We start from the raw sequence: 12,956 nt of genomic DNA, 5'->3' as shown, positions 1-12,956 counted from the left end.
ACCGGCTTCGGTGCGTATGTCTTATTTTTAATTTGGTTGGGATGGTTTGTCTCTCGCAACCAAAAATCAGGTGAAGACTTTCTACTCGGTGGTCGAGGCTTACCTCTGTTCCTCGTATTAGGTACCACAGTAGCAACCATGGTTGGCACGGGCTCTAGTATGGGCGCGGTTGGCTTTGGTTACTCAAACGGTTGGGCTGGTGCGCTTTATGGCATTGGCGGCGCAATTGGTATCTTGTTATTGGCGCTGTGGTTTGCGCCAGTTCGTAAACTCAACTTTATGACCATGAGTGAAGAGCTCGCATACTACGTAGGTGCAAACCGCATCGTGAAGAACGTGGTTGGTCTGCTTATCTTTATCGCTTCTATTGGCTGGTTGGGCGCACATATCCTTGGTGGTGGTATGTACCTAGCGTGGATTGCCGATATTGAGCTGAGCACTGCGAAGATGATCATCGCAGCAGCGTTTACCATTTACGTGGTTATTGGCGGCTACACCGCGGTGGTTTGGACTGATACCATTCAAGCTATCATCTTGTTTGTTGGCTTCATCCTAATGGCTGTACTGTCGGTGCAGCACATTGGCGGCTTAGACAACCTTTACTCTGCCATGGACCCAGAAGCGGTTAGCTTCCTTGCGATTGATAAGCTTGGTTTAATCCCAGCGGTTTCTCTTGCTGTTGTGATTGGTGTGGGTGTACTTGCAACCCCTTCATTCCGCCAGCGTATCTACTCAGGTAAAGACGTATCAACCATCCGCCGTTCATTCGTGGCTTCTGGTGTGCTGTATTTGTTCTTCTCTATCATTCCAGCAGTCATTGGTATGGCGGCGCATGCGATTGACCCTGAACTGAACAACGCAAACTTTGCTTTCCCATACATCGCGGCAACGGTATTGCCAGTAGGTGTTGGTCTTATCGTTCTGATTGCAGGTCTATCAGCAACCATGTCGAGTGCGAGTTCCGATGCGATTGCGGGCGTGTCTATCTTACTGCGTGATGTGTACGTAATGTTCACCGGCCGCGTGCCAAACAAAGAATCCATGTTGAATTACTCTCGCTTGGCTTTGGTTGTAGTGATCGGTTGTGCATTGCTGTTCGCGCTAACGTCTAACGACATCATTAGCTACATCACTAAGATGATCTCGACAGTTATGTCTGGCATGTTCGTGTGCGGTATGTTGGGTCGCTTCTGGAAGCGTTACAACTGGCAAGGTGCATTGGCAACATTGGCAGGTGCGTCCATCGCTTCATTTGCTGTAATGATGAGCCCAGACCTAACCGCTTTCTGGGGCAACCCAGTCATTCCATCTTGTTTGTTTGCCCTAACAGCAGGCGTGGCAGTGAGCCTAGTGACTCCAGCTAACCAAGTGTCACCAGAAATGGCACGAGCAATCCTCGATGATGAGCGTGCTCTGATGGAAATGGAACTGTCTGACAAAGGCGTTCTAGAAGAAGACGCTTCTCTACAAAACCGCGCAACAGCGGCGAATCAAAACGCTTAACAGCAGAGAGTTTCCGGCTCGAACAGAAACTCGCTCATAAGCTCCTGACAAACTGGTGGCTCCCCCGAGCCACCATTCTAAATTTTTCCAAAGTAGGTGAACGATGACCGATTCATCCCAGACTAAAATTGCTTTCTTTGGCGAATGCATGATTGAACTGAGCGGCGACCCAATTCGCAAAGGCTTTGGTGGCGACACGCTCAATACCGCACTTTACCTCTCTCGACTAACGGCTCAACAACCTGTCCAAGTGTCTTACGCGACCGGTCTTGGGGAGGACGTACTTTCTCAAGTGCTTCTGGAAAACTGGCAACAAGAAGGCATTGCGACTGATCTTGTCGAGATCTTCCCAGCTCAGCTTCCGGGTTTGTACATGGTGCAGACTGACCAAGAAGGCGAACGCAGCTTTCTTTATTGGCGTGACAGCGCAGCCGTTAAAAGTTACTTCTCTACCTCTTCGCTCAACAAATTAGAAGCCGCGATTGCGAACCGAGAGCTGCATTATCTCTATCTGAGTGGCATCAGCATTGCGATTCTAAATGACGATAGCAAAGTAAGGCTTAAAAAGGCGTTAAATCAGTTCTCACAAGCTGGAGGCAAGGTTATCTTCGATAATAACTTCCGTCCTCAACTTTGGTCTGCACAAGAGGCAAAGCATTGGTACAGCCAAATTCTACCTTTAGTCGACATTGCGCTTATCACTGAAGACGATGATGTCTTGGTATGGGGTGAAGAGGAAAGCGCTGAGCAGCGCAGCCTTCGCTTTGGTTGCCAAGAAATCGTGATTAAACGTGGCTGTGAGCCTTGCAAACTGGTTTGGTCGCAAGGTGACGACAAGCAAAGCGCTTACGTAGCCGCCGAGAAGGTTGTCAAAGTAATCGACACCTGTGCCGCCGGCGATTCATTTGCTGCTGGTTACCTTGCAGGACGATTGACCGGACAAAGCTGTGAGCAGTCTGCCCAACTCGGTCACGCACTAGCAGCAACCGTTATTCAATATCCTGGCGCGATCATTCCAAACGACGCCATGAATCATCTAATTCGATAATTTCCGAGAACGTATTATGTCCCAAACAATGATTAAGCAACTTCAGCAATTCAAAGTTATTCCTGTTATTCAAATCAATAAGGTTGAGCACGCGATTCCACTGGCGAAAGTGTTAGTAGAAAACGGTCTGCCAGTTGCGGAAGTGACGTTTCGAACAGAAGCCGCTGCCGATGCGATTAAAGCCATGCGCGATGCTTACCCGCAAATGTGCATCGGTGCTGGCACGGTACTGACGCCAGAGCAGATTACCCAAGCAAAAGACGCGGGTGCAGAGTTTATTGTCGCGCCGGGGTTGAACCCAAATACCGTGCGTCGCTGCCAAGAAATCAACATGCCAATCGTACCGGGTGTCAATAACCCAAGTCAGGTTGAGCAAGCACTAGAGTTGGGTTTGAACTTCCTCAAATTCTTCCCGGCAGAAGCGAGCGGTGGTATCGCGATGGTGAAGTCGCTACTCGCACCTTATGTTGATGTGAGTCTGATGCCGACAGGCGGTATCGGTAAGAGCAACGTCAATGATTACCTAGCCATCGACCGTGTGGTTTGTTGCGGTGGCACTTGGATGGTGGCACCGAGCTTAATTGAAAGCGAACAGTGGGACGAAATTGGCAAGCTGGTTCGTGAAGCAGTAGAGCTGGTTGCGTAACTCAAACAGAGCTCTTTTACCCAAGTCACCAGACCCCATTAAATAGCGTGACTTGGGTTGAACAATAATAACAACAACAGGATGGCACGGATGAACAAAGGTACATTAGCACTACTCATTTCAGGCTTAATTTCAATTCCAACGGCAGCGATGGCGATGACTCCCAACAACGATCTTAACCTAATGCCTTACCCACAAAATGTAGAGTTGGGGCAGGGTAAAGTCACACTGGATAAATCCTTTAGCATTTACATCAAAGGCTACGATTCACCGCGCGTGCAGTTCAACGCAAAGCGCACCATGGATCGTCTATATCGTCAAACCGGCTTACCGATGTTGAACTGGCATGCCGAGTCGGAAAAAGATGCGACTCTGGTGATTGATATTCGTAATGCGCCCAAGTCAGAGGTGCAAGACATTAACAGCGATGAATCGTACCAACTTGAATCGCGTAATGGTCAGATCATCATTCGGTCTGAACGCCCTTACGGTGCTTTCCATGGTTTAGAAACCCTCTTGCAGTTAGTGACTACGGACGCGACTGGCTACTTTGTGCCTGCGGTGTCGATTCAAGATGAGCCACGTTTTCCTTGGCGTGGCGTTTCTTACGATACTTCCCGTCACTTTATCGAACTTGATGTGATTCTTCGTCAACTCGATGCGATGGCATCAGCAAAAATGAACGTCTTCCATTGGCATATTTGGGATGACCAAGCGATTCGTATCCAGCTCGATAATTACCAAAAACTGTGGCAAGACACCGCAGATGGTGATTACTACACTAAAGATGAAATCCGCTATGTGGTGAATTACGCGCGTAACCTTGGCATTCGAGTTATCCCTGAAATCTCTTTGCCGGGACATGCTTCGGCAGTAGCGCACGCTTACCCTGAATTAATGTCTGGTATGGGTGAGCAATCTTATCCGCATCAACGTGGCTGGGGTGTGTTTGAGCCGTTAATGGACCCGACCAATCCCGAACTCTATAAGATGCTGGCGAGCGTGTTTGACGAAGTGGTTGAGCTCTTCCCAGATGAGTACTTTCATATCGGCGGGGATGAACCAAATTACCAACAGTGGAAAGACAACCCGAAGATTCAACAGTTCATCAAAGACAACAACCTGGATGGTGAACGTGGTCTTCAATCGTATCTGAACACCAAGGTTGAACAGATGCTGGAACAGCGCGACAAGAAGATGACTGGCTGGGATGAAATCTGGCACAAAGACCTTCCAACCTCGATTGTGATTCAAAGTTGGCAAGGGCACGACAGTATAGGTCGAGCAGCCAAAGAGGGCTACCAAGGCATTCTCTCAACAGGCTATTACCTAGACCAGCCGCAGCCAACCAGTTACCACTATCGCAATGACCCAATGCCGAAAGGAATCACCGTTGATGACCAACTTCATCAAGGTGAGAAATTCGCGACTTATGATTGGGTGAAACCACGCAACAAAGGTGGTCCACGTACAGGTAATCTAACCATTATTGAAGCGACAGACGGCAGCTACCGTGCGTTTACCGATTACAACGGCAAGTCTCGTGAAGAGGTGTTCATCATCGAGTACGTGCCGGGTGTGAAGTTTAAAGGCCACTTCGATAACTTTATGTCTTACACCGAATTCAACTATGACTTTGCAGACGGCAAGTTGAAAGACACCAGTTACCAATTGATTGGCAATGTGCGTTGGCCTGCGACTGGAGAATTGGTCGCGAGCAGTGATATGGCAGGGAGTGTCATTCCTGAGCCGAATGGCGGCTATCCAGCTGAACTGACCGAGAAAGAACAGCATTTGATCTTAGGCGGAGAAATCACCATTTGGGGTGAGAACCTCGATTCAATGACCATCGAGCAACGCTTATGGCCACGAAGCTACGCGATTGCAGAGCGTCTATGGTCGAGTCAAGAACTGACCGATGAGCGCAGCATGTACAAGCGCATGAAGGTGATGGATACATGGTCTGAGATTTCACTTGGTCTACGCCATCATGCTGACGCCCATATGATGTTGAAACGTCTTGCTAATGGTGCAGATGAAACGCCGCTACAAACGTTAGCGAAGTACATCGAGCCGGCTCAATACTACGCTCGTCATTGGGAGAAGTGGATCTCTACGCCAAATAAAGGCGATTTGTACAACCAGTATGAGCGACTAAACCGCTTCGCGGATGCACTGCCAGTAGAAAGCCTAGCAGTGTATAAGATGAAAGACTTGGTCGCGGCTTATGCTCAAGGTGATAAAGCTGCGTTGGATGCGTTAGCGATGCATTATCAAAGCGTTAAGTTAGCAGCGCAGCAAGCCAAACCTATTTTCGCGGCCAACGTGGCGTCGGTAGAAACGGTGCCAGTTGCAGAAGCCGCAATCAAAGTTGCCGATTTAGGTTTAACCTTAATTGAGCTCACCAAGCAGGGCAGTGACATTAGCCAATCTGACGCTGAAGCGTATCAACGCACCATCAATGAAAATGCGATTATTTTTGATGAAACGATTGTCGCCATCGTAGTACCAACCGAGCAGTTGCTTCACACTTTAACCGATTGATAACTAAAAGGGATTGCCGTCTGGTAACGCAGGCGGCATCTTATCGGTTAAGCACTCTTTTATCTCCTAAAGGTTTCTCATGATAGTAAATGGTCACTTACATTTTTATGTAGGCACCTATACCGATTCACCAAGCCAAAGTCAGGGCATTGCGTGTGTTTCTCTCGATACTGCTACTGTTGCATTAACGCTCACCAATGAACATGTGCCAGAAGCGGTAAAAACGATTCGTAACCCTTCTTACCTTGCGCTCAAAGGAGAGGGTTTATATACCTTTAATGAAGTCGATCGCTTGGAAGGTGCAGAGCTGATATTTGCTGAAAAAATAGACAGCTATGGATTGCCAATTGAAGGGGACTACCCTTGCCATATCGACATTAAAGATGAGTTACTCGCTGTTGCAAACTACGGTTCCGGCAATGTAAGTGTTTACCAATTTGATGAGAAAGGTAAGCCATTGAAATCCATTGCAGAATTGTATGTAGAAGGCAATGGTCCCAATATTGACCGTCAAACTTTCCCTCATGCCCATCAAGTCACTTTTCTAGAGCATTCCGCTCAATTGGCTGTGGTCGATTTAGGCACAGACAGTGTTCACTTCTATGACTACGACAATGATGGTGAGACAGTTGAGTTTTCACTTTCTCAAAGCATCGCTGTGCCTGCTGGTTCTGGGCCTCGTCATTTGGTCTTCAATCGTGATGAATCTGTCGCGTACGTTGTTTGCGAATTGTCTGAAACGCTGGTGGTACTTCGCAAGCAAAACGGACAATGGAATCTGACTCAGCAAGTTAAACTGCTAGCCGATGAAGAGAACAAAGAAGCGGCGTCTGCTATTCGTCTCTCTGCGGATGAGCGCTTTGTCTATGTCTCATGCCGCGCGCAAAATCTGATCAGTACATTTGATGTAACGAGTAATACTCCGGTTCAAATTGCCGCGTCCGATTGTGGTGGCGCGTTCCCAAGAGATTTTGTTTTATCCCGTGACGGGCAGTGGATGCTCGTTGCTAATCAACATTCACATAATGTCGCTAGCTTTCACAGGAATCCGGAAACTGGCGCTATCACTCCAACCGGATATTCGTGCGACATCGGTGCGCCTGTGTGTTTGGTTGAGAAGCCGTAATTAAGAGAAATAACATGACAATTCATCGTATTAATCCATGCAAACGTTGGTCAGATGTAACGGTATTTAATGGCATAGCCAACTTTGTTGAGGTAGCAGAAGCAGATACAACTGCAGATATGAAAGGGCAAGTACAACAGATTTTCGACCAAGCTGAGCAAATGCTAGCCAGTGTTGATAGCGATAAATCGCGCATTCTATCTGTGACGATTTACGTGACGGATTTTGCTAACTTTGATGCCCTTAACGAAGTATGGGATGCGTGGTTCCCTGAGGGCTGTGCACCAAGCCGTGCTTGCGTCAAAGTTGAATTGGCGAACCCTGAACTGTTGGTAGAAATGGCGTTTGTTGCTGCTGCGGGTGAGAAGTTCCAGTAGTTCGACATCACTCTACTTAAACCATCAAGCTCAGCGTTATATAGCTCAATAACGCTGGGCTTTGTTTTATTGGGCTAATGCTAAAGACAAACTAAAGGTCTACACAAAAATCTTGCCTTTCATGTAGAGCACGCCGTCGCCAGATACTCTTACTTGTTCGCCGTTTACTTCACAGTGCAAAATGCCTCCGCGCTGAGAAGCTTGGTAAGCGATCAGTGATGTTTTGCCTAACGCTTCTGCCCAGAACGGTGCTAATCCAGCGTGAATCGAGCCGGTTACTGGGTCTTCGTCACCACCATTAGCAGGCCAAAAGTAACGCGATACAAAGTCTTGTTGATCGCCTTTTGCGGTAACGACCACATCGTAAGGAGCGAGTGTCTTGAGGTGCTCTGAACGGTATTGAACCTCAAGTACCTCCTGCTGGTTGCCGACCACCACGAAATACGCTTGAGGGCTAAGCAGTACGCGTTCCACATCGCAACTTAGGCCATCAATCAATGCCGAGGGAATATCAGAAACGGCTTTTGGAGGACGAGCAGGGAACGTCATCTCGATCTTACCTTGCGCATTCTTCTCTACGGTGAGGGTCCCTACTTCCAGAGTATGAAATTCAATCGTGCCATTAATGCCAAACTCATCAAACAGAACTAACGAAGAGGCCAGTGTTGCGTGTCCACAGAAATCGATTTCAGTAATCGGAGAGAACCAACGAATCTCATATCGGTTTGCGCCAATGGATTTTAGAAAAGCCGTTTCCGACAAGTTGTTTTCTGTCGCGATATTTTGCATCAATTCTGGGGCTAGCCATTCCTCTAACGGTATCACCGCTGCTGAGTTGCCTTTGAATTGCGTATCGGTGAAGGCGTCCACCACGTAGATATCCAATTCCATTTTCCTTCCTTGTTCCGTGAGCGATTAATTAGCATAAACCAAGTGCAATTAAGAGAGTAAGAAATTTGTGTTAGAATCTTAAAGTGTCAAAATTATAGATTATTTTGTGTTTTTTGATACTTACTGACAAGGATTCGGACTGCTGGGTACTTACACTAGTGTTGAATTCATTGAAAGGAAGAAAAACATGAAAGCGATCTACAAATCAGTTTTGGCATTGAGTGTTTTTGCGGTCGGTTCTGCCCATGCATTTGAACTCGTGAGTAGAGATATTCAAGAAGGCCACCCGATGGCGAAGACATTTGAATACTCTGGTTGGGGATGTGATGGCGGGAATCAATCACCACAATTGATGTGGAAAGAAGCTCCAAAGGGCACAAAAAGTTTTGCGATCACCGTGTATGACCCCGATGCGCCAACAGGCAGTGGTTTTTGGCATTGGATAGCGTTTAATATTCCATCCACCGTTAGCGAGCTGCCTCGAGGCATTGATATGAACAAGTTAGGCGGCAAAGAATCTCGTATTGACTACGGCACAACGGGGTTCGGCGGCGCATGTCCTCCAAAGAATGATGGGATGCATCGTTACCAGTTTACGGTGTGGGCATTGCCAACTGAAGAACTGAATTTGGATGAAAACACGCCACCAGCCATTGTAGGGTTTACTTTGAATAGTGTTGCTTTGGGTAAAGCGACATTAACCACGACTTACACGCGATAATTGAATATAAGGGGAGAGAATGGGTCACCAATATCAGGTTACGCTGTTTCGTGCGGAGCAGCAGCAGAAGCTTCGTAATGTCAGGATTCACTCCCCAAGCATTATTCAGATTGTTAAGGGGAGTAAACATCTTTTCTGGAAAGACGAAATACTCGACATCCATCATCCAAATATCATGCTTTGTGAAGCAAATGCATCCCTAAATTTTGAAAATCTTCCTCTACAAGGGCGATTTCTTTCTCGAATGTTCAGTTTTCACTGTGTGCCTAGCGATGAAATGTTGGAGCTAAGCATGAGCAACGCATTAGGAAACTATGTACCCGTTGTTGAGACAGATAAAGCATTGCAAGCGACGTTAAATGCTTTGTTTTCGTTTGAGCGGGAAAGCTTAAGTGAAGCGACACAACGCTATTGGATTATGGGCCTATATCAGCAGCTAGCTGAGAGAGGGTTATTGCATCGGTTGTTCTCGAGTTCACATATCTCTTTTAGTCAGAAACTTAGTCGTTACTTATCGCGCTCTCCAGGGGAGGAGCATCCATTAGATATGGTCGCGGGGCACTTTGCTATGAGCCGAGCAACATTGATACGAAAACTGAAACAAGAAGGTACCCAGTATCGCGAAGTATTGGCAGAAGTGCGCTTAAATCACGCACTTTACTTGATGCAAAATGGCTCGTATAACGTTGCGCTGCTCGCACAGTTGTGTGGTTATCAGTCAGAGGGGCGTTTTAGCCAACGCTTTAAAAGTAAGTTCGGCCTAACGCCCAGCGAGTATATTAAAACGGTAGTGAGTTAATGTTTACCGCTTTTGTATTTTTTGTGCTTTTTAGGTTAGCCATAATATTTGGCTTTCATTCGCAATGCTACATTCACCAAAGCAATCAATACAGGCACTTCGATCAGCGGGCCAATGACACCAGCAAAAGCTTGGTCTGAGTTTAGGCCAAACACCGCGATAGAAACCGCAATTGCCAATTCAAAGTTGTTGCCCGTTGCCGTGAAGGCAATCGATGCGTTTTTATCGTAGTCGATACCCATTTTCTTACCAACGAAGAAGCTGACAAAGAACATCAACACGAAGTAAATGGCCAGTGGAATTGCTACACGGAATACATCCATTGGCAGTTCAAGAATCATTTCACCTTTCAAGCTGAACATCAGTACGATGGTCGCAAGTAGGGCGATAAGCGTAATTGGTGAAATGCGTGGGATGAACACGTCGTTGTACCATTGTTCACCTTTCGCAGCGACCAGCCATTTACGGCTTAGGAAGCCCGCTAGGAATGGGATACCAAGGTAAATCAGAACGCTTTCCGCGATGTCCATCATCGAGATATCAACCACGAAACCTTCGTAACCAAAGACTGGTGGTAATACAGTGATGAATAACCATGCCATCACACTGTAAGTCACGATTTGGAAAGCGCTGTTTAGTGCAACTAGGGCTGCGCCGTATTCTTTGTTACCGCCACCGATATCGTTCCATACCAATACCATCGCAATACAACGAGCAAGACCGATCAGAATGATACCAACCATATAACCCGGATGATCACCTAGGAAAGTCAATGCAAGGATGAACATCAAAATAGGGCCGACAATCCAGTTCATGACCAAAGACAGCGTGATCGCTTTTTTGTCTTTCGTCACTGTGCCTAGCAGGTTGTAGTTCACCTTTGCGAGTGGCGGGTACATCATCAAAATCAAGCCAATCGCTAGCGGTATGTTTGTGCTACCAACTGACATTGACTCGTTCCACTCAGCAACTTGAGGGAACGCTGCGCCAATACCTACACCGATTGCCATTGCAACAAAAATCCACACCGTTAGGTAACGGTCCAAGAAGCTCATTTTGTCGCTGGCACTATTTAAAACTTGAGTAGTCATAGTGTTCTCTTATTCGTTTATCGTCGAAAGGCGATAGTTAAAGGTATAGTTTATCTCTGCACGCCTGACCAGCGTGCAAAGGGCATTAATCAAATAACTTGGAAAATCCTAGATTGAACTGATCAAATGCGTCGCGTTGAATGCGGTAACACACCTTAGGTGGGTTTGGCTCGGCGCTGATAAAGCCAGCTTGCTTTAGAATGCGCAAGTGCTCGGAAACAGTAGATTGCGCAAGACCGAGTTCAGAAACCAAATCACTGTTCAAACAACCTCCCATGGTATCGAGCGTGTGCAGGATATGCAGAATGCGCAAACGTGCTGGATGTGACAAAGCTTTTGCTTGTGCTGCTAGAGTTTGTTCTTTCTCGAGCTGTTGTTGTGTTGTCTGAAAAACAACTTCGCACGTGTCATTGCACTTATCACTCATTCGCTGGCCTTAATAGTTAATCGTCGAATTGCGATAAAGTGTACGCCTGCTCTGTGGAAGATGCAACAAATCGATGAAAAAATTAATCGGGAAATAACGATGAATAAAAAGTTGAAAAAATATCTCTTTTAAAAACAGTAATATAATCAAAATTTAAGTAGGTTACTAAAAGTTAACTAATTGCACTATATTCCTAGGTTACCATAATAAACCACATCCGACGCACAATGGTTACTGCGTCATCTTGTGAACTTATTTAAAGGTAATCCCATGAGCAACGTACTGATCATCAATGCACACGAACCATCACCATATTCAGAAGGTCGTCTAAATGCTTCTCTTGTCGACAAAGCACAGACGCTTCTGCAAGCAAAAGGCCATGAGGTTCGCGTTGTGACAATGCAAGATGAGATCAACGTAGATGAGCAACTCGCACACTTTGAGTGGGCTGATCGCGTGATCATCCAAAGCCCAATCAACTGGATGTCTGTGCCTTGGTCATTCAAAAAATACATGGACGAAGTGTTTACTGCGGGTATGGGCGGCGCACTATGTGCATTCGATGGCCGTAGCGCAGAAGAACCAAAGAAAAACTATGGTACAGGCGGCACTCAAACCAACAGCAAATACATGCTGTCACTGACATTCAACGCGCCAGAAGAATCGTTTGATGATGAGAGCGAATACCTATTCCAAGGTAAAGGCGTGGACGATTTGATGTTCCACATGCATGCTAACTTCCGCTTCTTTGGTATGTCAGCACTGCCTACATTCGCTTGTTACGACGTGATGAAGAACGCAGATATCGAAAACGATTTTGTTCGTTTCGAAGCGCACATTAACGAAAACTTCTAATCCTTTTAGAAAGATAGTGCGAACTGAATGATGAATTGAGATGGACTGCTACATGCGGTCCATTTTTATTTGTTTGCGGCGAGGTGACGTTTTTATTACTCTAAAGCACTAAATGTATCTAGCTTACTTTTCGTTACCTAGATTAAGTGCGTATCTTGAGGTGTATTGTGGAAAGCAGAATCAGTGTAGATAGCAAAGGTCGTAAGTCAGTGGCGAACGTATGTGCGGAGCCATGTGCTATCGAGAAAGGGATGCGTCTAATTGGTGGTAAATGGAAAGGTTCTCTGATTTATCATTTGAAAGACGGCCCAGTTCGTTTCAATGACTTAGCACGCATGCTAGGCGGTGCAAGTAAAAAGATGATCGACCAACGTCTTAAAGAGCTAGAAGCGGAAGGTATGGTGGTGCGTAAAGTGATCAGCGACCGCCCAATTGCAGTCAGCTATGAACTAACAGAGTTCGGCCGTACCGCACTTAAGATTCTTGATGATTTGCGAATTTGGTCTGAAAAGCATCAAATTGAGCTTCGTTAAGACCAAAGTAGTTAATCGCAAACGTCACTCTCTTTTGAAAGCTGATTAACAATACATCGCCGTTTATACCCAAGTAACTTAGATGTGCTTCATTCAAATCGTAATTTGTTTCGTAAAACAACGTACTCTTTCGAGTCAGGCATATCGAAGCTACTTGAGCATAATCGTACTTTTTAAGTTTTTGATTTTTAGTTATTATTTTATCATACTTAGTAAGTTGTAGAATAAATCACTCACTTCAGTTGAATTTAAAAAAGCACTATTTAATTCCAGTTTCTTTTCAAAATCGGAATATTTATCGAATTCCTCTTTCTCAACTAAACCTATTGGTGAGTTGTCGTTAACGTGGCTTTCATATTTTTTGATGGTATATAATTTAGACTTTTCGTCAAAAT

The 12,956-nt window shown here is 46.0% G+C and carries 13 protein-coding genes and 1 pseudogene; 10 read left to right on the top strand and 4 right to left on the bottom strand.

Features of this window, described 5'->3' with window-relative positions; all coding sequences use genetic code 11:
• The 6 genes from CAG68_RS17375 to CAG68_RS17350 all read left to right on the top strand — a co-directional run.
• The coding region (locus CAG68_RS17375) for a sodium:solute symporter family protein (RefSeq protein ID WP_237667894.1) at positions 1-1,503 on the top strand (1,503 nt) is incomplete at its 5' end.
• Positions 1,504-1,606: 103 nt separating this feature from the next.
• Positions 1,607-2,551: a sugar kinase gene (locus CAG68_RS17370; protein ID WP_086047279.1), complete on the top strand. Its 945-nt coding sequence runs from the start codon at positions 1,607-1,609 to the stop codon at positions 2,549-2,551.
• 16 nt (positions 2,552-2,567) lie between these two features.
• The gene (locus CAG68_RS17365) at positions 2,568-3,197 is read left to right on the top strand and encodes a bifunctional 4-hydroxy-2-oxoglutarate aldolase/2-dehydro-3-deoxy-phosphogluconate aldolase (protein WP_054730851.1); all 630 of its coding nucleotides are present in this window, start codon (positions 2,568-2,570) and stop codon (positions 3,195-3,197) included.
• Between the two features lie 90 nt (positions 3,198-3,287).
• Positions 3,288-5,741: a family 20 glycosylhydrolase gene (locus CAG68_RS17360; protein ID WP_054730854.1), complete on the top strand. Its 2,454-nt coding sequence runs from the start codon at positions 3,288-3,290 to the stop codon at positions 5,739-5,741.
• A 79-nt stretch (positions 5,742-5,820) separates the two neighbouring features.
• Complete coding sequence (locus CAG68_RS17355; protein ID WP_161441411.1) at positions 5,821-6,867, top strand: beta-propeller fold lactonase family protein; 1,047 nt, start codon at positions 5,821-5,823, stop codon at positions 6,865-6,867.
• Positions 6,868-6,881: 14 nt separating this feature from the next.
• Complete coding sequence (locus CAG68_RS17350; RefSeq protein WP_005534602.1) at positions 6,882-7,244, top strand: RidA family protein; 363 nt, start codon at positions 6,882-6,884, stop codon at positions 7,242-7,244.
• 99 nt (positions 7,245-7,343) lie between these two features.
• Here the strand turns inward: CAG68_RS17350 and CAG68_RS17345 are convergent, their stop codons facing one another.
• Complete coding sequence (locus CAG68_RS17345; protein ID WP_086047281.1) at positions 7,344-8,135, bottom strand: PhzF family phenazine biosynthesis protein; 792 nt, start codon at positions 8,133-8,135, stop codon at positions 7,344-7,346.
• A 187-nt stretch (positions 8,136-8,322) separates the two neighbouring features.
• Between CAG68_RS17345 and CAG68_RS17340 the strand changes: the two genes are divergently transcribed.
• Together CAG68_RS17340 and CAG68_RS17335 are read left to right on the top strand one after the other, a co-directional pair.
• Positions 8,323-8,856: a YbhB/YbcL family Raf kinase inhibitor-like protein gene (locus CAG68_RS17340; protein WP_005375444.1), complete on the top strand. Its 534-nt coding sequence runs from the start codon at positions 8,323-8,325 to the stop codon at positions 8,854-8,856.
• A 19-nt stretch (positions 8,857-8,875) separates the two neighbouring features.
• On the top strand, positions 8,876-9,655 hold the full coding sequence (locus CAG68_RS17335; protein WP_054730291.1) for a helix-turn-helix domain-containing protein: 780 nt from the start codon (positions 8,876-8,878) through the stop codon (positions 9,653-9,655).
• Positions 9,656-9,690: 35 nt separating this feature from the next.
• Here the strand turns inward: CAG68_RS17335 and arsB are convergent, their stop codons facing one another.
• Positions 9,691-10,746 (bottom strand): ACR3 family arsenite efflux transporter, encoded by a 1,056-nt coding sequence (arsB, locus tag CAG68_RS17330; RefSeq protein WP_054730290.1) that lies wholly within the window; start codon positions 10,744-10,746, stop codon positions 9,691-9,693.
• An 85-nt stretch (positions 10,747-10,831) separates the two neighbouring features.
• Positions 10,832-11,173, bottom strand: coding sequence for an ArsR/SmtB family transcription factor (locus CAG68_RS17325; protein ID WP_009706198.1), 342 nt, complete (start codon positions 11,171-11,173; stop codon positions 10,832-10,834).
• A 270-nt stretch (positions 11,174-11,443) separates the two neighbouring features.
• Between CAG68_RS17325 and CAG68_RS17320 the strand changes: the two genes are divergently transcribed.
• Both CAG68_RS17320 and CAG68_RS17315 read left to right on the top strand, forming a co-directional pair.
• A complete protein-coding gene (locus tag CAG68_RS17320; RefSeq protein WP_054730289.1) occupies positions 11,444-12,028 on the top strand; it encodes an NAD(P)H-dependent oxidoreductase in 585 nt (194 codons plus the stop codon).
• 167 nt (positions 12,029-12,195) lie between these two features.
• On the top strand, positions 12,196-12,561 hold the full coding sequence (locus tag CAG68_RS17315) for a winged helix-turn-helix transcriptional regulator (protein ID WP_005375456.1): 366 nt from the start codon (positions 12,196-12,198) through the stop codon (positions 12,559-12,561).
• A gap of 195 nt (positions 12,562-12,756) precedes the next feature.
• Here CAG68_RS17315 and CAG68_RS22400 read toward each other — a convergent pair.
• Positions 12,757-12,956 (bottom strand): annotated as a pseudogene (locus CAG68_RS22400) (hypothetical protein); the annotation flags it as partial.

This window comes from Vibrio sp. V42_P2S4T144 (genome assembly GCF_009904715.1).
In the GTDB taxonomy this organism is placed as follows: Bacteria; Pseudomonadota; Gammaproteobacteria; order Enterobacterales; family Vibrionaceae; genus Vibrio; species Vibrio alginolyticus.
This window is presented reverse-complemented; position numbering and strand designations above follow the sequence as displayed.